The organism is Pedobacter hiemivivus, from assembly GCF_004331685.1.
GTDB classification, from domain to species: domain Bacteria; phylum Bacteroidota; class Bacteroidia; order Sphingobacteriales; family Sphingobacteriaceae; genus Pedobacter; species Pedobacter hiemivivus.
Genome location: NZ_SJSM01000020.1, coordinates 24,579 through 47,726, shown reverse-complemented (window position 1 = coordinate 47,726; position 23,148 = coordinate 24,579). Strand labels below are relative to the sequence as shown.

Below are 23,148 nucleotides of genomic sequence, written 5' to 3'. Positions count from 1 at the left end.
TATTTAAAACCTTAAAACCAACCCGGGTTTTGCGGGTACTTAGGGCCTACATTAACCGCATCTATCTGGTTTTGAGGAATAGGTCTTAGCACGTGAAAAGGTTTAATATTTGCTCCTGCTTCAGTGTTATACAATTTCACCCTTTCTTCAAGCTTCCCTGTTCTTACCAAATCTAACCACCTTACCTGTTCTCCGCATAGCTCTCTGGATCGTTCATCTAAAATAAAATCTATAGACGGGATACTGCCTACGTTCATTACAGCAGGGTTAGCACTTGGGAAGGCCGCTCTTCTACGTACCGTATTAATTAATGTCAGCGCATCTCCAGCAGGTCCACCACCCATATAAGCAGCTTCAGAAGCAATTAGATAAGTTTCAGCGAGACGATATACAATTACTGGTCTTATTGAAGGGTAATTTAAATCCGCACGCTTTGTATCATTATACTTCTTCATGTAAGGTGATAAACTGGTGGTATACTTACGTGTAGGGATCAGTAGATAAGGTGCCGCTGCAATCTGTGCATCGGTAGCGTCATTAGTGCCGGGCATCAGAATTGCGATGTCACCTAAAGCAAACTTAGGTTTTCCCGGAGCTGCACCAGCGGGTGCCCCAGCAGGAAGTGGATTTGGCCACACTGGTATGGAAGCCGCATTATTACAATTCCATACTGTTTGAAATGTTTTGTTATACCTGGTATCGTTTACACGTTCCTGAAAGGCCGTATTTGTTAACCATGGGGTTGGTACACAACGGATATAAGGTCTACCGTAAAATACGTCGCGCTTCATACCAGGTTGCAACTCATATTGCGGCACCCACATATGATTTAGCACATTATCAGCTCCTCCACTATTGTTGGGGCCGTTATAAGCTAAATTTGGCGTATGCTGCACGTTCCATATCACCTCTTGACTATTTTCATTACCCTCTGCATATACATCTCCAAAATCAGGCAATAGTGATAATCCACTCGTATTGATGACCGCCATAGCTGTATTATAGGCATCGGTATAGTCTGTTGCTTTTTTAGCAGATGAACCTGCCCTTGTTAAGTATACTTTTGCCAGTACATGTTGTGCTGCTGCTTTAGTAATCTGCCCTGGACGAACACCAGCAGTTTTAGGACTAGCAAAAAGACTTGGTGTGGCGATTGCATCTTTAAGATCTTGAACAATTAAATCGTAAACACTAGCCATTGGGGCGCGATCAGCAGTATTGTTTGCTGAGGTCTGAAACGTTTTGCTTAAAGTTACATCGCCCCAAAACTGAACCAGTATAAAATAGAAATTGGCTCTCAGGAATTTTGCTTCTGCAACCATTCTACTTTTAGTAACCTCATCAATATCAGGTACGGTTGCTGCATTTTCTAGCAGACCATTACAAGTATTGATATGAATGTAGCACTCTCTCCAAATAGACGTTACAGTGCCATTGGAAGTATTGTAATTGCTATTGTATTTATTGATGTCATTATTTCCATCTTTACCCGTGTAAAATTCATCTGTGCCTATTACCGTCATGGTAAATAAATTCTGAGTACCCCATAACATTCTTGTACCTGCATAAGCAGCATCAAGTCCTTTCTTAAAACCCTGCGTAGTCTTAAAAAAATCAGGTGTCAGTATAGAATGTGGCTCTTCATTTAGTGCTTTATTACAAGCCGATATCGTTACAATCGATATGAAGGCTAGTAGGCATGTATATATCTTTTTCATGATTCCTTTTGATTGATTTTATAAAATTACAAAGTCAGACTAACCCCAAATATCAACGAATAGGTAGCAGGAGTATCTACATTCACTTCTCCACGGTTATTGCCTGCATTTATAGCTTCAGGATCTATACCACTATACTTATTACGATATTTTGAAAAAAGAATAAAAGCATCATTTGCAGTTGCATAAACTCTTAATGATTTACCACCTATTTTACCCACCACTGATGAAGGTAGGTTATACCCCAAAGTTAAACTCCTTATTTTCACGAAAGTTCCATCAAAATAACCCAATGTTGAGTTGTTTGGAGTATTGGTTGATGCAGCATTCGGCTTAGGCCAGAAATTCTCACCATTGGTTGGCGTCCAGTAATGCACATTCAGATTGTTATAATTTCCCTGAAAAGTATTGGCAAATCCGCTATTATGTACCCTACTGATAATTGTACTTCCAAATCTTCCAAATGCGACTACCGTAAAATCAAAGTTTTTATAGCCAAAGCGATTGGTTAAACCACCAGACCAATCAGGTTGACTTGAACCCAATATCACCCTATCATCAGCAGTGATCCTTTGATCGCCGTTGGCATTTGGTGTAGTATTTGCATTTTCTACTTTAATATTTCCTATTACCGATCCAGAACCAGTTACAGTGAGCCCCAAACTTTTTGCCAATGCAATATCTTCCGGAGTGTTTTGCCAAATACCTATTTTCCTATAATCGAAAATTGTACCTATGGGCTCCCCTACAAACCGGCTATTGGTAATATCATTAATAGCTCCCTGATCTAATGCGGTTATTTTTCCGCGATTCAGAAAAACATTGGCATCTGTGGTCCACGAAAATTCCTTTTTGCCATCTCCTTTAAAGTTAACTGTACTCAACTGAAATTCAAGGCCATTATTTTCCGTTTTACCTACATTGGATACAGGAGAGTTTGGAATCCCTTGTGTAAGCGGTAATGCTTTAGTAAGCAACAACTTATCCGTTAACTGCCTATAAACCTCAACTGTACCTACTAACCTATTATTAAAAAATCCAAAATCTACTCCTATGTCGGTAGTAGTGGTATGCTCCCAGCGAAGATCTTTATTAACCACACTAACCAGATAAGCTCCTGTAGTCGTTTGATCACCAAAATTATAAGGAACGGCTCCCAAAGCACCCAACGTTTGATAAGGATCTATTGCTGTGTTCCCTGTTCTACCATAACTAGCTCTAATTTTTAAACTTGATACCGCTTTAACATCACGCAGGAAACTTTCATTTTGCATATTCCAAGCCACTGCTACAGAAGGGAAACTCTGATATTTTTTACCCGGACTCAAACGTGAAGACCCATCCGATCGCATGGTCAATGTCAATAAGTATTTATCCTTAAAGCCATAATTTAACCTGCCCATATAAGATACAATACCCCATTTTTCATAGTCCCCAGTCCCTACTAAGTTGGAGCCAAAAGCTGGGTTGTAATATACGAGCTCCGCTGGAGTATCATTATTACTAAACGAATTTGACTGTCCATAAGCCTCCTGATAACTGAACAATCCAGTAAAATTGATCTTATGGTTCTGGGCAATAACTTTGTCATAGGTCAAAATATTCTCCAAAGTAAAATTGCTTCTAAAAGCACTTCTATTGTTAGAAGTAGATAAACCACCTAAATTATTAGAAGTAGCGCTACCATAAAAGTTACCATAGTTATCAGATTTCAGTTCTACCCCACCATTAAATTTATACTTTAAACCATCAGCTATACTCAGCTCTCCATATAGTGTTGTAAAAGTTCCAAACCTTTTTCTGTTCTCCACCTTTGCGCCATCTACAAAATCGGCTAAAGGATTCCAAACCTGATTAGCACTACCCGGAACAAAACCTAGTAATTTACCATCTTTATCATAAGGACTAGCCAATGGACTCGCTCTTAACACCTGTCCCATAGGATTGGCATTTTCTCCCTCTGTATCATTATATGTATTCAACGAGCTTAAGCCTATTTTCACACGTTTCCCCAATTGTTGATCGAAACCAGCTTTAACAGTATAGCGCGCAAATGCCTGTCCAGGGTAAATCCCGGTTTCATTATGGTAACCAGCAGACACAGCATATTGGGTTTTTTCTGATCCACCAGAAACACTAACCTGATGATTGGTATTTAGTCCTGATTTATAAATTAAGTCTTGCCAATCGGTACTTCGCCCTGTGTTAATACCTTCTATCTCTTCGGCAGCAAAAATCCCATCAGTTAAAATTCTTGGGTCATCAATTCCTGTATATTTGGGTGTAGTTCCAACAAAGTTTCCGTTTACTACAGCCCACTTTTTAAGGTTCATATACTCTTCACCATTCATCACATTGATTTTGCCCAGGTTCTTTGTCACCCCAGCATAGCCACTATAGGAAACAACTGGTTCACCCACTTTTCCACGTTTTGAAGTGACCAGGATTACGCCATTTGCCCCTCTTGCTCCATAAATAGCCGTCGCTGATGCATCTTTAAGTACCTCAATAGAAGCCACATCATCTGGATTGAAATCGTTTATATTTCCATTATAAGGAATTCCATCCACCACAAACAAAGGTCCATTCTCTGCACTAATAGACCTTACTCCTCTGATACGAATTACAGGGGCCGAACCCGGTTTACTGTTACCGCCCCCTTTTTGTACGTCAATACCGGCAGCTTTACCTTGCAATGCCTGAGATAAATTCGCAACGGGAACTTCTTTAAGTGATTTCTCATTGATAGAAACAATAGAACCAGTAATGTCAGATTTCCTTTGCGTACCATAACCCACTACGATGATCTCTGATAATGTTTTGTTTTCAGCAACAAGCGTTACATTTATAACAGATCTATTTTCAACAGCAATTTCCTGAGAAATATACCCAATAGAAGAAAATACCAATGTTCCAGTACCATCGGGGATTGTTAAACTGTAATTACCGTTCCCTTCAGTTGAAGTAGAATTAGTACTTCCTTTCAACTTTACAATGACGCCAGGCAAAGCACCATTTGCGTCAGAAACTTTACCTTTTACGGTTAGCTGGTTTTTAAAATGATTTACCTTATTGATTGAATTACCTTTACCTAAAGCATCTACCACACTACAACACAATAAAAAAATCATGATACACCAATAGGATGATGTTGTTCGATTAATCATAATTAATTGGTTATTTGGTTAAAAATTGATTAACCTAAATTACCAACACCTCCAGTTGTATTTATCTCTTACATTAGCATTGTAATCACCGGAATTGTCATTTCAATCCCCAGTAATTTTTACCATCCGGTTTCACAGCATCAAGCGTAAAACTAAGCGGCTTCTCTCCTGTATACAAAACCACCTCTTCACCGCCTTTTAAATCAATTTTAACTACTCGATTACCCTGTGGTGTAATCTTGAACTGACGCTTCCCTATGGCTTTAACAACACCCTTAAAATCTGTTTTAACTAAACAAGGGGAACCTGCTAGACTTTTAACTTTTATAAATTCAGTTGTTCCATCTCTACGGCTTCCACTTACTAAAAAAGCTCCTTTTGCACTCAAGTCATTAAATGTAGCATCCTTCCAACTATCCGGAACAGCAGGAAATGGCCTTATTATCCCATTCCAGCTTTGTAAAAGTATCTCATTCATGGTTGTTACTGCCGAAAGCGGTGTTTCTATCACCGGCCCAGCCTCCAGGTACATCGTATTTGGCTTAATACTATATTTTCCCTTCATCATTTCATTCAATAGCTGATGGGTTTTATTTCCATTGCCCATCATCGCATAAATAGAGCCCGAACCTGTATAAGAATACCCTCTCCAGGAAGCTGAATTATTTTCCCACTGGCTTAATGATCTTTTAATCAGGTCGCGGTTTTCCAGCTGATCCCAGTTGGCATCATAGATGGGGTAAACCTGCAACAAGTGCGAATAATGACGATGAGAAATAGAAAAATCAGCATCACGACCTATACGGTAGCCCAATTTATCCTGCGGATATGGGGTTAAATTATTCAGTACCTCCTGCCACTTAACAGCAAGGGGATCATTTAATCCAAGTTCTTTATTGATGTATAACAAGGTTTTTAAGCCCCAATGAAACACAGACAAATCGTAATTTGCATCTCTGGTAACTCCTTTAGGATACTCCGGAGAATAAGTATAAGGAAGATGGTATTTACCATCGCTTTCCTTATCCATAATATTCAAATAATAATTAACAGATCTGGTTAATACCGGATAAAGGTTTTTAATGATCTTTTTATCCATGGTATGCTCGTAAGCCTGGTAATAGACGTGTAAAAGCCAGGTAAGATTACCCAACTCCTTGGATGCATCACTGCTTTCAGTACCATTATTACCCTTTAAAACTTTAATACCCGAAGTCATAGTATATGGCCCAGACCTTCCCAAGGCCGCAGAATTATGCTGGTAAGGCTCAGGTGCATTTTTAGATAAATTGTCAATATTATCATTGATCATCTTCATTAATGGTGCAACTAATTCCACATGATTAGAGCTGAAAAATGGATAATAAGTCAACTGAATATTTAAATTCCACCAGTACTTAGGCCATGGCGTCATCTTGTACCATGGTCCCATTAAATCGATTGGATAGGCACCCACCCTGGTTGCCGAAGCCATTTTATATTGCTGAATCCACCAGAAACTTTCCAAACGGCTATCCGGAACAGAAATAAAACTCTTCTGATAAAAATTACGCCAATGCGTACGGTGTGCCGCAATAATTTGAGGCACATTTGTAGGGCTTATCGAACTTAAAACTTGCTTTGCAATTTCCTTCGAACCATCTTTAGGATAAGTGCTTGCGATAGTGATCAACAAGGAATTGGTGTTCCCACTTCCAATACTTTTCCATGCAGTTGTATAGCTGCCTCCACTCGCCAAAACCTGATAATTGTAATTTACCTCGTTTTCCTTAGAAATATGATAAGGCGGATTAGCTGTGTATTTTGAAGCCGTATCTTTTCCTAAAGCCAAAAATGGACTTAAAGCCTGTTCCGGCTTCCAGGTCCAGCTTAACTTTTCATCTTTTTCTGTGCGCGTATTTAAAATAATGACATCTTTAGTTGCTGCTACAAGTCCACTGAAATGAACCAGCCCCTTATCAGTAGCGATTGTCCCCGACAATTCTGCCTTAAGCAAATCCAAACGTAACTTTATACTTTTAATCGACCCCCTCACTCCCATCACAAATCTCCCAATAGGTAACCTGCACCTTCCAATAGAGGCGTTAATACCTTCCTCATGCGCAACCACATCCGTTCTACCCAAATCAAATCTTAAGGTATTTGCATCCTCACGGTACACCATCACCCCCAGTAAACCGTTACCTAAAAAAGCACCCTCCTCCCATTTGGTGGATAAGGAATCAAACACCATGTCATTGCGGGACATGAAAGTATCCCAGTTTATTTTATTCCGGATTTGCGCAAAAGTCTGCTGAAAAATCCCCGCTAGCAAGAATAAGATTACGATTCGTTTGTTCATAGTTATTTTTCTGCAACAAGTTCAAATACAGTACTGGTTAAAGGGGCTATCTTACCAGCCGAAAGGTTCAACCCTACTTTCATCAGATAATCACCACTATAAATTTTTCCATCCTCAGGCTGAGTAGATTTGGTATCGGGCAGGAGATTAATCTCTTGTATTTTGTACCTTTTCATTGGATCAAGACCTTGCAAAAGCACTTTACCCATAAATTCTTTACGTCTAAAATTGAGCAAATAGTTAAATAGCACTGCCCTATTTTTACTTTGATCTGCATACATCAAAACGGCCCTGTTCTCTTCATAAGGGGAAATCAGACGATATAAATCACCAAACCAGATCACATCACTGATTCCTTTATACGTTTTTACGGCCTGATTACTGAACTTGATCTCTTGTTCAGTCAAATTTTTAACTCGTATATCGTAGCCCATTTTACCCATCATCGCAACATCGGTACGGAACTTTAAAGATTGCTTACCCATTGAAGTCACATGACTAGATACAGTTAATGCTGGGAAAAAGTTAAGGTATCCCCATTGGATAAACACACGCTCCAGACCATCGGTATTGTCACTAGGCCAGAACTCGGTAAAGTATTTCAAACCTCCATAGTCAACTCTTCCACCGCCACCTGCACAAAGCATAATAGGCAAGTGGGGATGCTTTACCCTCAGGCGTTTAAGGATGTCAAATAAGGCCCTGTTATAGTCGATAAACAAATTGCCCTGGTTTTCCTTTAAAAATGGAGAATATGTGTTGGTCAGCATTCGGTTACAATCCCATTTGATAAAAGCAATGCCCGGATTCTTGGTCACCAGATCATTTACCATATCATATATAAAATCCTGAACTTTAGGATTTACCAAATCAAGCACTAATTGATTACGCGAATAGGCTTCCTCTCGGTTTGGTAATTTCAATATCCATTCCGGATGTTTTTCATAAAGCTCACTTTTAGGACTTACCATTTCTGGCTCTAACCAAATTCCAAACTGCAAATGTTTTTTATTGGCTTCACTAACCAGGTAACCAATCCCACTCGGTAGTTTTTTCTTGTCTACCTGCCAATCCCCCAGCGCGGTTTTATCCGCATCTCTCGGGTACTTATTACCGAACCAGCCATCATCTAATAAAAATAGATCAACCCCCAATTGATTTGCGCCATCAAACAATTCGACTAATACATCCTGGTTAAAATCCATGTGCGTAGCTTCCCAGTTATTTAAAAGTGTTAGTCGTGGCTTATTACCATCCAATACGCCATAATTTCTGGCCCAGCGATGCAGGTTTCTGGTCGCCTCACCTTTACCATTTTTAGTGTAGGTAAATATAAATGCAGGAGTTTCAAAGGTTTTTCCAGGCTGTAGTTTATATTCAGAAGCATAAGGATTCATACCAGTAATCATCCGCAACGAGTTTTGCTGATCAATTTCAAAAGAACATTGAAAATTACCCGACCACGCTAATGTACCTGCAATCAATTCACCGGTAGTTTCGTCAGAAGGCTTATTCAAAGAAAGGAAAAAACAAGGTGAGCGATACATTTGTGCTCTGGTGCCAAGCTTACTATCCAGTATTTTTATGCCCGGCGTAAGTGGACTTTCCTTCATGCGCATTTCAGTCATGTAATCTCCATCAAATTGACTCAACCAATATTTCGAAGCATCAAAATGCAACATGGAAGAAGCATAATTGGTCAATGTAACCGGCTTCTTCTCGTTATGCTTTATTTCTGTCCATTCTTTAATAATGTCCTCGTTGTAATAAGCTGAAAAATGCAAGACCACCTCTACAGGATATTGTGAATCTTTTAGCGTGATAGAAGTCGTGGTTACATTGTCTTCCTCTTTGCTGGTCTTCTGCGCTGCATACTTTAAATCCAGTGAAGGGTTACCATCACTGTGTACCATACGGATCGCAGGTTCAAAAAGATCTGCCATACCTGCTCCAATATAAGCTTCCCTGCGAGTAGATTGCAGTAGACTCTGGTCTGCAGGATTGAGAAGCCTTTGCCCCAGGTAACTTTGATATAATTTTTGGGCAGAGGATATGGTAAAAATAAGTGAGGTATTTTTAGTTTCAACAATAATCTGCTTTTCTTTTTGCCCATTGGCATCACTACCAAGCGCTAAAAACAAAAGAAAACAGGCAATGTATTTAGTCATGTTTAATTGGTTTGTATTAGAGTTTAATTAATTGAGTTGCACCCTCTTTAATTTGATATTTATAATCTTTCCCAGCCTTTTTAATGGTTACCAGTAATTTATCCTTGCCAGCACGCGCTACTTCCAGATCAAATACGTTTCCAAAAGAATGGATATTCCTTAAAGCCATATTGTTCCAGTCTTTAGGTAATCTTGGCGCACATTCAAAGCTGCTAAACCCAACCGGGCGCATGCCAAACAAGCCTTCAGTGAATATACGGCAGTATAAACCGCTTTCGGCAGATAAATGACGTTGATTCCCCTCTGGATAAGCTTCTACTGCATAGGGAACATGATCCCCTAACAACCTACGGCGCGAGTAATATTTGATGAAATCCATTGCTTTTTCAGTCTCTCCGGCTTGCAATACTCCTCTTAATGCATAAAGTGTTGACCTGTCCCAGAAAGTTTCCTTCCCTGCCTGCGTAGCTAGTCCATCTGCTGTCCATAGTCTTGGCGAAAACAATGCATCAATGGTACCTTGTTTTCTATCAAAAATTCCCATAGTTAAAGGCAGACAAATCCATGCACGCAGAATATCATTACCTTCGTAATATTTATAGGTTTCAAAACCTTCTACATTGCCACCAAAATATTTTTCTATGTTCGCTTTTAGTGCATCGGCTTCCTTACGGTAAACATCAGTCTGACTTGTAGGTTTATTTAATGCCTGCCCCAATAACACCGACGAACGTAATGCATCGTAGTATAAGGTATTGGTAGATAAGTTGGCTTTACCTGCCGGAAAACGGCCTTCCAGTTCATCTTTATCAGAGGTAGCTACCCCTTCCGCATTTAATTTACGTTTGCTGTATTCCAAACACCATTCAATTAGAGGCCACAGCTTACGGGCCGAATCTATATTGCCATTGGCTAATGCATAACGTGATGCACCATAAGCGATCATAGCCTGATCCCCTCGGTCTCCCGCACCTTTCCAAACTGCATCGCCTTCAGCCACAATAGAACTTGGAATGGCTTTATAATCGGGGTTCATATACTTTGCAAACCAGCTGTAAGCATTCATTGCTGAAAGATTACCTATCCTATCACCAGAGAAAGCAAAATATGGATTGATATATTCTGCCTGGTCATTGGCCCAAATAGCGGCATAATAAGCTAAACCACCAGGTCCATGCATATAGCCGCCCTTTGTTTTATAAATACTTTCTGTAGCCCTCAGTTTAGCGAAGTCGAAAGTTGTATTCAATACCTTATCAGGAGTTTCTAATTTTAAAGGAGCTTCAATCTCCGCAATTCTCGCCACTCTTTTTCCTTCTTCTGCATCAGGGTTAATTGTTGGCAGCTGATCAGGATGATCTGTAGCCAGGTAATAAACAGCAAAAGTAACTGACTTACCAGGTTTCAAAACCCGACTTCCATCACCTACTGTCCCCATAATTACACTATGTGATTGCACTTTACTTCTAGAGGGATCGGTTCTTACCTCACGTTTCAAATATTCCATTGCAATCGGAAGATCTGCATCAGATACATTGGTAAAGACAAATTTCTCAATGGCCATAGGCTGATCTACGGAAGGGTAGATACTCCGTTCCATTGTACACAAAACTGGTTCTCCGATTTCTGCGTTTACACGCATGATGCCTTTATGGTTGATATTTTTAATATCGTAACCTACACTCCCTTTTTTCTTACTTTTAGCGCTTGCAAAATCAAATAGCTTATTATTGATGTAGAACCGAGGAAGTTCAATATCCTGAAATGAATAAGTGATATGTGTTCTGGTTCCATCAGGTAACATTCGAAAAGTTGGGAATACAAGCGTTCTGCTAATTTTAGATCTTTTAAGACTATCCAATCCATATTCAACCCATATAGCTACCTTTTCACCCGCCATTTCAATATGGTCGGTATGTGGTACTGTATTGTTAATGTTCCATGTAATACTACCATTGGGTTGTATGGCCCATCTATCGATCTGCTTTGGCAAAGTAACACGCTGCTGTCCGTAGCATAAAGCCTGACTAAGACAAAAAGCTGCTGCAATAATGTTTGTTCTTGTAAAAAAAAATCTCATACTGTTAATTATGTTCAAATTGGCTATTGCAATTTGAAGATTTTTAACAGCTTTTTCAGACATTCAATTGGCTAGTTAATCAACAATCTTAGCATAGATATCCAATCAACACTATTTCATCTGCTTTTGATTTCGATTGAACTTGCTACACAAATGTGTTAAATCAATCGCTTGGCCTCCTCCCATTTCATTGAGTACAAAAAATGTTCTGAGTTCACTCACATTTTCAATGTTAGCGAATGTATTGACCAAGCAATTGCGATAATCCTGCATATCGGTGGCAACCATATGCAAAAAAAAGTCGAACATTCCATTTACATGATAGCAATTGGTAACCTCAGGAACATACTTTACAAACTCCATAAAAGATTCCAGATTTGAACTGCTATTGTGAATTAAACGCACTCCGGTAAAGGCCATCAGCTTTCTATTTAGCATGCTGTTATTCAAAACCGTCACATATTGTTTAATATACCCTCGTTGTTCTAACCGCTTTATTCTTGAGCTTACTGAGTTAGGAGATAAATGAATCTTCCTCGAAATATCCTTGGCACTAATCCTTGCATTTTCCTGTAAATGAAATAATAATTTGAGATCTAGTTCGTCTAAGTTGAAAGGCATACATTTTTTTTAGTTGAGCGCAAATTAGATCAAGTCAACAATTAAAAAAACTGTCTGTAGATACTTTTTTATTTAGTTTGCCTTTTAAAATTCTCTCCACGCAATCTGCTCAGAAATGAAGGTTGCATTGCTAAAAAGCTGGCTATGTGCTTTACTGCAAAGTATTGTTCAATCTCAACCCCAAAAAAACTTAGGAATTCCTGGTATCTTTCTCTTGGTTTCATCTTCCCTATTTTCATTTTCTCTAAAAAACCCTGTTTCTCCAAGTCAAAAATTTTCTTCCCTAACTCTTCCACTTCAGGAGCATTCAACTTCAAACACTCAAAATATTCTTTTGGTAAGAGGATAATTATTGCACCACGAGCCAGTTGCAAATTAAGATCACTGTTTACAGGAATCATCTCTACTTTACCCGGTTTACAAAAATCCGCAGTTTCCTCATATGGTAAACCTTCTTTGTCTACCTTATTGGTATAATAACGTCCATAGCCCGACTGCAACCAAAAACCCTCAGCACATATGCTGCCTTCGGCATCCACCATTGTCATTTTTTTCAAAGTCTCAACCTCGAGCATCGGCAATACCATACTATAAAACGCATCTGAGAGATCCAGAAAACTGCGTAGGTAGTTAAAAAAATCATTGATGATTATCAACTCTCCTTCTGACCTATGCGAAATACTTAAGCCCCTGCTACTGAACTCATCTTCAATTGATTTTCTTACCGACATTTTACAAAATGAATAATCTTTAGGCTCTTTCATACACTTACTTTCTTTCATGTGTTAATTTTCTTAATAAATTACACATAGTTCGACGAATGGTCCACATTAGAAAGAAAATTTATTTTGTAACGATAATGGGACAAACTATTAAAAAAACAAAACCCGCCTTATAAATAAATTATAAGGCGGGTTAGGTAAAATTAATTTATAGTTTAAGCAACCAGCTTACCCAGATTTCGTATCCAGTCTGCAAACATATCTTGTTCTATTTTTATAACCAATTCTGCATGTTTTTCCCAATCCGGCGAGAAGGTTTTAAGTTGATTCAACATCTCTTCCAAATGTCCTTCTTCCTCCAAAATGATAGATTTCACATTCACCTTACTCCCCGCTCTGGTTAAAACATCCTGATAAATAGGATACAATTCATCCGCTCGCACTTCGATTGCATAAGTAACAAACAAATAAGCTGCAAATTTCAACTCATAGCCAGTCAAATTAAAATGCTGCTTTAAATACCTACACACAGCAACATCCAATGCATTTAAATAAAACTTAGTATGATTGGGGCTTAAAAGCTCCTCATTGGTATATGTTTTACACAAATTCCCATCCAACTTATCCAATTGCTTCTTCAAGTAATATGCATGACGATGTTCTTCTGCCGCATGTTTAAGGATAATCAAATTTACCTGTTCCTTATGCTCTGATGCTGAAATCTTTTTTGCACCGGCATTCTCCATGTACGACAACGTATTTAGCCATTTAGCGTGCAGCACGTTGTCATTAACTATATTCTCCAAAATTGCCTGGATCTGCATATTATATATCTTTTAGTGCCTGTAAAATAGTTTGGTAAATATACGCCAGATCTTCATTACTGATTACATAAGGTGGCAAAATATATAACACATTGCCCAATGGCCGTAATACGATCCCACGTTCTAAAAAGAATAGGTACAATTCATCCCTTAATCCGCTCAAATAAGAGGTGTCATTACCAGTTTCCCACTCCATAACTAATATAGTTCCGGCTTGCCTAATGTCTTTCAACTTAGCGTTTCCCTTAATCCTTTCTGCAAATCCCCTATGTTGCGCTTCCACTCGTTGAATATTTTGCAGAGTTTCAGGGTTCAATAAAATATCAAGACTAGCCAATGAAGCAGCGCAGGCAACAGGATTTGCCGTAAATGAATGCCCATGGTATAAAGTTTTAAGTTTATCATTACTTAAAAAAGCATCAAATACAGTTGCATTACAGGTGGTAATCCCAAGCGGCATCGTTCCCCCCGTTAGTCCTTTAGAAAGACAAAATATATCAGGCTTCCTGGTCAATGCTTCACAGGAAAAATATTTACCCGTACGACCAAAACCGGTCATTACCTCATCGGCAATGGTTAAAATCCCATGTTTCTGGCAGCTTTCCAAAAGCTCATCAAGATATTTAGCTTCATACATCAGCATTCCACTTGCACCAAGAACCATTGGCTCGAAGATAAAACAAGCAACCTCATTAGAAAGGTAGTTGATCCTCGATTTTAGCTGCTCTATGTTTTGAGCATTGGGCAGTTCTATAAACTCTACATCAAACAATAGCTGATTAAATGGATCTGTAAATATGCTGCGTCCACTAACAGACATGGCACCAAAAGTATCACCATGATAGGCTTCTTTAAATGCAATGATCTTTTTCCGAGCCTGTTTGCCCGTATTTACCCAATACTGTAAACACATCTTAAGCGCAACCTCTACCGCGGTAGAGCCATTGTCGCTGTAAAACACTTTCGATTGCTTTCCCGGTAACAGGGGCAATAAACGTTCGGCAAGCTGCACTGCAGGTTCGTGTGTAAAACCTGCAAATATCACATGTTCAAGCGTATTTAACTGTTCGGCAACCTTAGCGGCAATATAAGGATGCGCATGCCCATGGATATTTACCCACCAGCTAGAAACAGCATCAATATACTTCCTGCCCGTTTCATCAAATAAATACACACCTTCTCCCCGCACAATAGGAATGTGAGGCAAAGGATTCTTCATTTGCGTATATGGATGCCAAATTACTTGCGCATCACGTGCTGCTAAACTCATAAATCGTATTGTTTCAGTAATAGATCAACTGCCGTTTTATCAGTTTTAAAGGTCACATCATCTTCCTTTAGTTTATCCAACGCAATCCATCTAAACGACTGCAAAGAACCCTCATCAAAGTCAAACGCCTCAGTTTTAAAACTAAGTTCCAATGGATGCACTGCCTTAACCATATAATAAATGCTCAAAATCTGACTGTCGTTAAATGAAGACTGCTCATAAAAATCAGTCGTATAAAGATGACCCAACACCTCTATTTCGGCATTACATTCTTCCATAAACTCCCTTTTAAGTGCATCAGCGAGGCCCTCGCCAAGCTCAAGACCACCACCGGGAAATTTACTAAAAATACGTCCTCCAGACTGCTCATCACTAATCAATACCTCGCTGTTGGTGTTGATCAATAATCCGTATACTCTAACGTTAAAATAGCTCATTATTATTGGTCAAAATGTTTTAAATTCTTCGTTGCATTTTCTATAGTCCACTTAATTTCAGCTCTGAAATCCTCCTGCCTAACCGGGCATTCTTTCATGTGACAGTAATTACAGCAAGCCGGCAAACATGGATCAGTATGAATAAAAAGCTCCGTCTTACGATCCGCATTACCGTTTATTGTTTTATCTATTTCAGATATTTCCTGATGGACCCTATTCAAATCGAAATAATATGGCAAGGTAATGTGACAATCGATGTGTAGATCGGCACCGTATTGCTGCGCCCTTAAATTATGTACATCTATCCAAGGATCTTTCCTGTTTTTTTGAAGTATATCTATAATATTCTCTACCAGATCAACATTACTTTCGTCCATTAAGCCACCTACTGAGCGTCTGGTTAACTTATAACCGCTAAATAATATATACAAGCCCAAAAGAATTGAAATCACACTATCCAACCAAAAAATCTCCGTTAGCTTAATCAAAATAATCCCTACAACCAATCCCCCACTGGTAATCGCATCAGTTAACAGGTGCCTCCCATCCGCCTCAAGTGTAATTGATTTATGGTTCTTTCCTGTATTAATTAAGTAATATCCTACAATAAGATTAACTACCCCCGTGACTCCAATAATGCTTGCTCCTTCAAAAAGCTGTACAATTGGCCTAGGATAAATCAGATCGTACCCTGACTTCAAAATAATAATAACCCCTGCAATGGCAATTAGGACACCTTCGATAAACGCAGAAAAGAACTCCACTTTACCATGCCCATAAGGGTGATTCTCATCCTTTGGCAAAGTAGCGAGGTAAATACTATAAAATGCAAAGCTACTGGCCAATACATTTACAATACTTTCTGCAGCATCCGTAAGTATAGCATTTGAATGTGTGATAAAATAGGCGGCAAATTTAGCCAGCATTAACACTACGCTTACACATAATGCGATTAATATGGCTTTCTTTTGAGGTTGCAAATTGCTGAGTTTAGCAGCCAAAAATACAGTTTACCCATGAAATTATGATAAAAAGTATTTTTTTTAGTTTATAATACCGTTAGGTTTCTATATTTGCTACTTCACAAAATAATATTTGCTTGCGCATTAATCATTATGACATTTTTATCAAAAAGAATCAACAACCTATCTGAGTCACAAACCATTAAAATGGCGAAGTTAGGAAGAGAACTATCTGCAAAAGGGATAGACATTATCAATTTAAGCTTTGGTGAGCCTGACTTTTTTACACCTGATGATGTGAAGGCGGCTGCCAAGAAGGCTATTGACGAAAATTACTCTTACTATACCCCGGTTTCAGGTTACCCTGAATTACGTAAGGCTGTTGTTGACAAGCTTTTAAAGGAAAATGGCTTAACTTATACGTTCGACCAAATTGTACTTTCTACTGGCGCTAAACAATCTCTAGCCAATGCAGTAATGTGTCTGGTTGATCCAGGGGATGAAGTTATCGTACCTACTCCTTACTGGGTATCTTATTCAGAAATGATTAAACTTGGTGAAGGTGAAACTGTTTTTATCAATGCATCTGCTCAGAATAACTTTAAAATAACTGGTGCACAGTTAGAAGCTGCAATTACGCCTAAAACCAAATTGTTCATGTTCTCTTCGCCATGTAACCCTACGGGATCGGTTTACAGTAAAGCCGAACTTGCTGATTTGGTTGCGGTATTTGAAAAACATCCAAACATCTATATCATCTCTGATGAGATTTATGAGCACATCAACTTTGTTGGAAAACATGCTTCAATCGCAGAATTTGATTCTATAAAAGACAGAGTAATCTTAATCAATGGTTTCTCTAAATCTTATGCAATGACTGGCTGGAGAGTTGGTTATATGGCTGCAAACAAAGAGATTGCTAATGCCTGCGATAAACTACAAGGACAAATCACCTCTGGAACCTCTTCAATTGCACAACGTGCAGCTTTAGGTGCATATATGGGTGGTTTAGAATCCGTACACTTAATGGTTGATGAGTTCAGAAAACGTAGAGATATCGTTTACGCATTATTAAAAGAAATCCCTGGGATCAAAGTAAACCTTCCAGATGGAGCCTTTTATTTCTTCCCTGAAGTAAAATCTTATTTCGGTAAAAAGAATGGCGAAAATGTAATCAAAACTGCAGAAGATCTTTCTCTATACCTTTTAAATGAGGCACACGTATCTACCGTTACTGGTGAGGCTTTCGGAAACGAAGACTGTATCCGTATCTCTTACGCTGCTTCAGAAGAGCAATTAAGAAAAGCTGTTAGCCAAATTAAAGATGCCTTAGCTAAATTAAGCTAAGCACACATAACACTGTTACTAGTAAAAAAGCAGATCATGATTTATGATCTGCTTTTTTTATGCTCCCTACTTTTTTTATATACCCAACAATGAGAATAGCGAGTTTATGCTGAAGTGCCATGTTTAAAAAATGAGCGTTCGAAGAAAAGGCCTAGGAATTTTTGCGCTTCTTCAGCGCCAAAGGTTCCAGCCTTTGAATTGTAATGCTCATTTTTTAAGAGAAGAACAGCCATATTACGAGCGGATCGCTTCGACAGGATCCAACCGAGATGCCGAATAAGCCGGCCAGAACCCCGATATCGTTCCAATCGCAAACGACACCCCTACTCCTAACAAAATATTATTCAAGAACAGGATCATTGTAAATCCCATAGCTCCGGTGATTAACGTGACGATATACACCAATAAGATCCCCAGTCCACCACCCAGCAAACAAAGTGCAACAGCCTCAAACAAAAACTGTAGCAATATGAAATAATTCTTAGCTCCCAACGATTTCTGAATACCAATAATATTGGTACGTTCTTTTACAGACACAAACATAATATTGGCAATTCCAAAGCCCCCTACAAGAATGGAGAAGCCACCAATTACCCAACCTGCAATATTTACGATACCAAACATCTGATCTAGCTGATTAGATGCAATGGTGCTCTTATTCAAGGCAAAATCATCCTCAGCTCCAGGTCTTATTTTATGTATCGCTCGCATGGCGCCCTTTATTTCACTCTCAATCTCCTCGACAGCAATATGTTCCTTTCCTCTTACCGTAATCGTAGGATCATATCTTCCACTTTGCACGTCAAACAATCCTTTGGCAAAATTCAAAGGAATCAAGATGTTCTTATCCTGCGACATACCTAACATATCTTCCCCCTCTTTTTTAAATACCCCAACTACAGTCAGTCGGCGTCCCATTACCAATATTTTCTTACCTACAGCAGTTTCACCGTTAAATAAACCATCGGCAATATCGGCACCCAGGATGATCACAGGCGAACCTGATTTCCCCTCATTTTCGGTAAAATACCGACCTTCCTGAAAGTCGATGGTCCATGTTTTGTTAAAATCCTGTGAAGCGGCCTTTAACCCGGCACCTTCAACTGAATTACTCCGATACTTCACGGTTCTACTATCCGCATAAATCTCATAAGAAACGCCTTCTGCATGCTCCAGTCTATCTTTTAGCGCGGTATAATCCCTCAAAGAAGGCTCAGGTCTATTTACATACTTCCACCAGGGGTAATCTCCAAAACCACCCCAAGGCCATTTTTGCACAAAAATAGTTTTAGAACCTAATTTGTCAATGCTCTCCTGGAGTTTACTTCTAAAAGTATCGGTTGCAGTAAAAACGAAGATGATGGCGAAAATACCAATGGTAATTCCCAGCAAGGAAAGCATGGTCCTCAGTTTGTTTTGGCGCAATGCATCAGCTGCGAACCTAAAACTTTCTCCTATTAGTCTGAAAATAATCATAATTGTAGTTTAGATCAAAACTACCCAAAAAGGTTACAGTAATTCCTCCAAAAATAAAAAATATAAAGCGAACAAAATAAATTCAGATTTCGTCACCAAAATACCTTTTTAATAACAAATCAATAGAAAACAATAAAATATTGGCATTAACAGGCTCCATCAAAAAGAATTATACATTAATCAGGATATTATTTTGTAAATTTGCGCCCTTAAATATCACATTAAAACACTATGAAGTTATCTCAATTTAAGTTTAATTTACCCGAATCATTGGTTGCCAACAACCCTTCTGAACATAGAGATGAAGCCCGTTTAATGGTTTTACATAGGGATAGCGGTAAAATTGAACATAAAATATTTAAAGATGTTTTAGATTATTTCGATGATCAGGATGTTATGATTCTGAACAATACTAAAGTTTTTCCTGCCCGTTTATACGGAAACAAAGAGAAAACCGGTGCAACAATTGAGGTTTTTCTGTTAAGAGAACTGAACAAAGAGCTTCGTTTATGGGATGTTTTAGTTGACCCTGCACGTAAAATCCGTGTTGGAAATAAATTATATTTCGGTGATGATGATCTATTAGTTGCTGAGGTAGTTGACAACACAACTTCTCGCGGCCGTACCATCCGTTTCTTATTTGATGGTACTGACGAAGAGTTCAGAAAAAACATCGAAATCTTAGGTGAAACACCATTACCTAAATACATCAAACGTAAAGCTACTGCTCAGGATAAAGAACGTTACCAAACTATTTTCGCTAAACATGAAGGCGCTGTTGCAGCTCCTACTGCTGGTTTGCACTTTAGCAGAGAACTAATGAAACGTTTGGAACTGAAAGGTATCAACTTTGCAGAAGTTACCTTACACGTTGGATTAGGTACATTCAGATCAGTTGAAGTAGAAGATCTGACCAAACATAAAATGGACTCGGAGCAATTCATCATTGAGCAGAAAGATGCAGATATTGTAAACCAGGCATTAGAACGCAAGAAAAGAGTATGTGCTGTTGGTACAACCTCAATGCGTGCTATAGAATCAGCTGTTTCTTCAGGAAGAACACTTAAGGCTGCGAACGACTGGACTAGTAAGTTCATCTTCCCTCCTTATGAATTCAGTATTGCAAATTCAATGATCACCAACTTCCACACTCCAGAATCTACTTTATTGATGATGGTAAGTGCTTTTGGTGGTTATGATTACGTTAGACACGCTTATGAAGTAGCTTTAAAAGAAAAGTACCGTTTCTATAGCTATGGCGATGCGATGTTAATCATCTAAAGATTAATCTATTCAATTTAAAGAATATAGACATAGGAGATTTGAAAACGTAAGTTTTAAATCTCCTATTTTTATTTAAATGCAATACAACATGAAATATTATGCAATAATAGTAGCTGGCGGATCAGGCAACAGAATGCAAAGCGCTGTCCCGAAACAGTTTTTGTTATTAGATAAGCAACCTGTGCTTATGCATACAATAACAGCATTTCATTCATGTGCATTAAATCCTCACATCTTACTGGTGCTCAATATAGACCAGCACAAATATTGGGAAGAACTTTGCTTGAAGTATAATTTTACGATCCCCCATCAGGTTGTTAATGGTGGAGCACAGCGATATCACTCCGTAAAAAATGGCTTAAAAGCCATTAAAGGAAAAGGCATTGTTGCTGTTCACGATGCAGTAAGACCATTAATTTCAGTTCAGCTAATTACCAAATCCTACCAGGTTACTGAAGAAACAGGCAATTGCATTATTGGCATTACGCCTACTGATTCTGTTAGAAGAGTATTGGAAAATGGCAAAAGCGAAGCGCTCAGCAGAGATGAGCTGGTGCTAATACAAACGCCACAAACGTTTGAGATAGACCTACTCAGAAAAGCATATCAGGCTCCTTTTAGAAACGAGTTCACTGATGATGCTTCTGTAGCGGAATATGCTGGATTTAAAATTAACCTGATAGCGGGTGAAAGAGAAAACATCAAAATCACCCACCCTGAGGATCTGGAGATTGCCTCCATTTTAAAAAGGATGATCAAGAGAACACCTTAGTTATGCGGCCCTATTTATTACTTTCAGTAGAATAGCAACTACAGCAATAACCAACAAAATGTGAATCAAACCACCCACATTAGGTCCAAACCCGTGAAAAACGAATCCAATAATCCATAATATAACCAGCACTACTGCTATAAGATAAAGTAAATTTCCCATAATATTTATTTTTAATAAGGGAACACTTAAATCTGCAAATTGTTTAAAATAAAAAAGGCTCCCTTGTCGGGAGCCTCTACTATTTCGTTACAGGTTAATACTCGTCCTCGTTAAAGAAGAAATCATCTTTTGTAGGATAATCTGGCCAAATTTCCTCTATGGTTTCATAAGGCTCACCATCATCTTCCAAAGCTTGTAAATTTTCAATCACCTCTACTGGGGCACCTGATCTGATACCGTAATCAATCAATTCATCTTTTGTTGCAGGCCATGGAGCGTCTTCCAAATGCGATGCGAGTTCTAATGTCCAATACATATTTCTTATACTATTAAGTTATTCAAATTTATTTCGCAAAAGTATATTAAAAAACCTGAGCAAAACAAATTTTTTTTCCACTATTTTCAATCCCATCGTTTTTCAGTACAATGGTCTTGAAATTTCATTAATTACAATCGCGGAATCCAGATGTTTTCTTCTGTTTTAGCATCTGAATTCAGCTTTCGTGCCAAAACAAACAAATAATCGCTTAAACGATTCAAATAAATCGTCATTTTTTCGTCAACAAAGCTTTCCGAAGCTAAATGAACGGTTAAACGCTCTGCGCGACGGCAGATACATCTTGCTACATGACAATAAGATACAACTGTATTTCCACCAGGTAACACAAAATGTTTCAATTCCGGCAGCACTTCATTCATATCATCCATTTCCTTCTCCAATAAACTGATATCACTATCATAGAGGTCAGGGATCTTCATCCTTGATTTTTCAGGATCTGCAGCCAAAGCGGCTCCAACAGTAAAAAGACGGTCCTGTATTTCCTTTAACATTTTTTGATGATGTGCATCAATATCCTGACACATGATCAGTCCGATGTAAGAATTCAGTTCATCCACTGTACCATAACATTCGATTCTCAAATGAAACTTAGGTACACGGGTGCCTCCTATTAAAGAAGTCAAGCCCTTATCACCGGTTTTGGTGTATATCTTCATATTTAATTTATGGTTTCAAAATCGGCACCCTTCTCTTTCAGATGTGTCAATCTTGGCGACACCGTTTTAATGTCTGTATTTAGATAGTCTTTTTCAATCAAGCCATCACGCATACGAACAATACGATGTGCATGTTGAGCGATATCCTCCTCATGTGTAACCAGAATAATCGTATTCCCTTTACTATGGATCTCTTCCAGCAGCGCCATGATCTCTATAGAAGTCTTCGTATCCAGGTTTCCGGTAGGCTCATCGGCCAATATGATAGATGGATTATTAATCAATGCCCTTGCAACAGCCACACGCTGTCGCTGTCCGCCTGAAAGCTCATTGGGCTTATGAGTTACCCTATTTCCTAAACCAACGTTCTCTAGCGCCTTATGCGCACGTTCCTCGCGTTCTTTTTTATTAGCCCCTGCATAAATTAAAGGCAAAGCCACATTATCCAGAGAGGTAGAACGTGGCAACAAGTTAAAAGTCTGAAAAACAAAACCAATCTCACTGTTCCTAACTTCCGCAAGTTCGTTATCCGACATGTGACTCACGTTAGTCCCATTTAAAATGTAATCGCCTTTACTTGGCGTATCTAAACAACCTAAAATATTCATCAGGGTAGATTTCCCAGAACCAGAAGGCCCCATCAATGCTACAAATTCTCCCTTATGGATATCGAGTGTAACTGATTTCAAGGCATGAATCACCTCAGAACCAATGACATATTTACGAGCAATATTTTTAATGTGTATTAATGCTTTATCTGACGCTGTCGACGTGCTAGAGGCTTTCTCCATTGCTTTTCTT

General features: G+C 38.7%; 19 protein-coding genes. 3 read left to right on the top strand and 16 right to left on the bottom strand.

Annotated elements, in window-relative coordinates; genetic code table 11:
- Positions 1-11 precede the first annotated feature (11 nt).
- The 11 genes from EZ444_RS21645 to EZ444_RS21595 form a co-directional block, all read right to left on the bottom strand.
- Positions 12-1,718 carry a RagB/SusD family nutrient uptake outer membrane protein gene (locus tag EZ444_RS21645; protein ID WP_131611259.1) on the bottom strand — a complete coding sequence of 569 codons (1,707 nt, stop codon included), beginning with the start codon at positions 1,716-1,718 and terminating at the stop codon, positions 12-14.
- Positions 1,719-1,744: 26 nt separating this feature from the next.
- A complete protein-coding gene (locus EZ444_RS21640) occupies positions 1,745-4,885 on the bottom strand; it encodes a SusC/RagA family TonB-linked outer membrane protein (RefSeq protein ID WP_131611257.1) in 3,141 nt (1,046 codons plus the stop codon).
- A gap of 97 nt (positions 4,886-4,982) precedes the next feature.
- Entirely contained in the window at positions 4,983-7,226 is a 2,244-nt protein-coding gene (locus EZ444_RS21635; RefSeq protein WP_131611255.1) for a glycosyl hydrolase family 95 catalytic domain-containing protein, read from the bottom strand.
- A 2-nt stretch (positions 7,227-7,228) separates the two neighbouring features.
- The gene (locus EZ444_RS21630; protein ID WP_131611253.1) at positions 7,229-9,394 is read right to left on the bottom strand and encodes an alpha-galactosidase; all 2,166 of its coding nucleotides are present in this window, start codon (positions 9,392-9,394) and stop codon (positions 7,229-7,231) included.
- A 16-nt stretch (positions 9,395-9,410) separates the two neighbouring features.
- Entirely contained in the window at positions 9,411-11,474 is a 2,064-nt protein-coding gene (locus tag EZ444_RS21625; protein WP_225874808.1) for a glucosidase family protein, read from the bottom strand.
- A 111-nt stretch (positions 11,475-11,585) separates the two neighbouring features.
- Positions 11,586-12,095 (bottom strand): Lrp/AsnC family transcriptional regulator, encoded by a 510-nt coding sequence (locus EZ444_RS21620; protein ID WP_131611249.1) that lies wholly within the window; start codon positions 12,093-12,095, stop codon positions 11,586-11,588.
- A gap of 68 nt (positions 12,096-12,163) precedes the next feature.
- Positions 12,164-12,877, bottom strand: a complete 714-nt coding sequence (locus EZ444_RS21615; protein ID WP_131611247.1) for a cyclic nucleotide-binding domain-containing protein — start codon at positions 12,875-12,877, stop codon at positions 12,164-12,166.
- 155 nt (positions 12,878-13,032) lie between these two features.
- Positions 13,033-13,641 carry a hypothetical protein gene (locus EZ444_RS21610; RefSeq protein ID WP_131611245.1) on the bottom strand — a complete coding sequence of 203 codons (609 nt, stop codon included), beginning with the start codon at positions 13,639-13,641 and terminating at the stop codon, positions 13,033-13,035.
- A gap of 1 nt (position 13,642) precedes the next feature.
- Positions 13,643-14,911, bottom strand: coding sequence for an adenosylmethionine--8-amino-7-oxononanoate transaminase (gene bioA, locus EZ444_RS21605; RefSeq protein ID WP_131611243.1), 1,269 nt, complete (start codon positions 14,909-14,911; stop codon positions 13,643-13,645).
- On the bottom strand, positions 14,908-15,348 hold the full coding sequence (locus EZ444_RS21600) for an NUDIX domain-containing protein (RefSeq protein WP_131611241.1): 441 nt from the start codon (positions 15,346-15,348) through the stop codon (positions 14,908-14,910). Before EZ444_RS21600 ends, bioA begins: the two co-directional genes overlap by 4 nt.
- Positions 15,349-15,350: 2 nt before the next feature.
- A complete protein-coding gene (locus EZ444_RS21595) occupies positions 15,351-16,328 on the bottom strand; it encodes a cation diffusion facilitator family transporter (RefSeq protein WP_165503685.1) in 978 nt (325 codons plus the stop codon).
- Positions 16,329-16,463: 135 nt separating this feature from the next.
- On the opposite strand from EZ444_RS21595, the gene EZ444_RS21590 reads away from it, so the two are divergent.
- Positions 16,464-17,657 (top strand): pyridoxal phosphate-dependent aminotransferase, encoded by a 1,194-nt coding sequence (locus EZ444_RS21590; protein ID WP_205945323.1) that lies wholly within the window; start codon positions 16,464-16,466, stop codon positions 17,655-17,657.
- Positions 17,658-17,891: 234 nt separating this feature from the next.
- On the opposite strand, the gene EZ444_RS21585 is transcribed toward EZ444_RS21590, so the two are convergent.
- Entirely contained in the window at positions 17,892-19,133 is a 1,242-nt protein-coding gene (locus EZ444_RS21585) for an ABC transporter permease (protein WP_131611237.1), read from the bottom strand.
- A gap of 231 nt (positions 19,134-19,364) precedes the next feature.
- Here EZ444_RS21585 and queA point away from each other — a divergent pair, with 231 nt between their 5' ends.
- Together queA and EZ444_RS21575 are read left to right on the top strand one after the other, a co-directional pair.
- A complete protein-coding gene (queA, locus tag EZ444_RS21580; RefSeq protein ID WP_131611234.1) occupies positions 19,365-20,414 on the top strand; it encodes a tRNA preQ1(34) S-adenosylmethionine ribosyltransferase-isomerase QueA in 1,050 nt (349 codons plus the stop codon).
- 91 nt (positions 20,415-20,505) lie between these two features.
- The gene (locus EZ444_RS21575) at positions 20,506-21,189 is read left to right on the top strand and encodes a 2-C-methyl-D-erythritol 4-phosphate cytidylyltransferase (RefSeq protein WP_131611232.1); all 684 of its coding nucleotides are present in this window, start codon (positions 20,506-20,508) and stop codon (positions 21,187-21,189) included.
- Here EZ444_RS21575 and EZ444_RS21570 read toward each other — a convergent pair whose 3' ends face one another.
- The 4 genes from EZ444_RS21570 to EZ444_RS21555 all read right to left on the bottom strand — a co-directional run bounded on the left by EZ444_RS21570 (position 21,190) and on the right by EZ444_RS21555 (position 23,138).
- Positions 21,190-21,351, bottom strand: a complete 162-nt coding sequence (locus EZ444_RS21570; RefSeq protein WP_131611230.1) for a lmo0937 family membrane protein — start codon at positions 21,349-21,351, stop codon at positions 21,190-21,192.
- A 94-nt stretch (positions 21,352-21,445) separates the two neighbouring features.
- Complete coding sequence (locus EZ444_RS21565; RefSeq protein ID WP_008240955.1) at positions 21,446-21,667, bottom strand: DUF2795 domain-containing protein; 222 nt, start codon at positions 21,665-21,667, stop codon at positions 21,446-21,448.
- Positions 21,668-21,798: 131 nt separating this feature from the next.
- Complete coding sequence (locus EZ444_RS21560) at positions 21,799-22,347, bottom strand: cob(I)yrinic acid a,c-diamide adenosyltransferase (RefSeq protein ID WP_131611227.1); 549 nt, start codon at positions 22,345-22,347, stop codon at positions 21,799-21,801.
- Between the two features lie 2 nt (positions 22,348-22,349).
- A complete protein-coding gene (locus EZ444_RS21555; RefSeq protein ID WP_131611225.1) occupies positions 22,350-23,138 on the bottom strand; it encodes an ABC transporter ATP-binding protein in 789 nt (262 codons plus the stop codon).
- Positions 23,139-23,148: the final 10 nt, after the last annotated feature.

What these genes read in the sequence shown, in the direction of transcription:
- EZ444_RS21585 (WP_131611237.1), bottom strand. Translation starts at nt 19,133, where the DNA reads ATGATTATTTTCAGACTAATAGGAGAAAGTTTTAGGTTCGCAGCTGAT.
- EZ444_RS21560 (WP_131611227.1), bottom strand. Translation starts at nt 22,347, where the DNA reads ATGAAGATATACACCAAAACCGGTGATAAGGGCTTGACTTCTTTAATA.
- queA (WP_131611234.1), top strand. Translation starts at nt 19,365, where the DNA reads ATGAAGTTATCTCAATTTAAGTTTAATTTACCCGAATCATTGGTTGCC.
- EZ444_RS21630 (WP_131611253.1), bottom strand. Translation starts at nt 9,394, where the DNA reads ATGACTAAATACATTGCCTGTTTTCTTTTGTTTTTAGCGCTTGGTAGT.
- EZ444_RS21565 (WP_008240955.1), bottom strand. Translation starts at nt 21,667, where the DNA reads ATGTATTGGACATTAGAACTCGCATCGCATTTGGAAGACGCTCCATGG.
- bioA (WP_131611243.1), bottom strand. Translation starts at nt 14,911, where the DNA reads ATGAGTTTAGCAGCACGTGATGCGCAAGTAATTTGGCATCCATATACG.
- EZ444_RS21620 (WP_131611249.1), bottom strand. Translation starts at nt 12,095, where the DNA reads ATGCCTTTCAACTTAGACGAACTAGATCTCAAATTATTATTTCATTTA.
- EZ444_RS21570 (WP_131611230.1), bottom strand. Translation starts at nt 21,351, where the DNA reads ATGGGAAATTTACTTTATCTTATAGCAGTAGTGCTGGTTATATTATGG.
- EZ444_RS21625 (WP_225874808.1), bottom strand. Translation starts at nt 11,474, where the DNA reads ATGAGATTTTTTTTTACAAGAACAAACATTATTGCAGCAGCTTTTTGT.
- EZ444_RS21575 (WP_131611232.1), top strand. Translation starts at nt 20,506, where the DNA reads ATGAAATATTATGCAATAATAGTAGCTGGCGGATCAGGCAACAGAATG.
- EZ444_RS21610 (WP_131611245.1), bottom strand. Translation starts at nt 13,641, where the DNA reads ATGCAGATCCAGGCAATTTTGGAGAATATAGTTAATGACAACGTGCTG.
- EZ444_RS21645 (WP_131611259.1), bottom strand. Translation starts at nt 1,718, where the DNA reads ATGAAAAAGATATATACATGCCTACTAGCCTTCATATCGATTGTAACG.
- EZ444_RS21615 (WP_131611247.1), bottom strand. Translation starts at nt 12,877, where the DNA reads ATGAAAGAAAGTAAGTGTATGAAAGAGCCTAAAGATTATTCATTTTGT.
- EZ444_RS21635 (WP_131611255.1), bottom strand. Translation starts at nt 7,226, where the DNA reads ATGAACAAACGAATCGTAATCTTATTCTTGCTAGCGGGGATTTTTCAG.
- EZ444_RS21640 (WP_131611257.1), bottom strand. Translation starts at nt 4,885, where the DNA reads ATGATTAATCGAACAACATCATCCTATTGGTGTATCATGATTTTTTTA.
- EZ444_RS21555 (WP_131611225.1), bottom strand. Translation starts at nt 23,138, where the DNA reads ATGGAGAAAGCCTCTAGCACGTCGACAGCGTCAGATAAAGCATTAATA.
- EZ444_RS21590 (WP_205945323.1), top strand. Translation starts at nt 16,464, where the DNA reads ATGACATTTTTATCAAAAAGAATCAACAACCTATCTGAGTCACAAACC.
- EZ444_RS21600 (WP_131611241.1), bottom strand. Translation starts at nt 15,348, where the DNA reads ATGAGCTATTTTAACGTTAGAGTATACGGATTATTGATCAACACCAAC.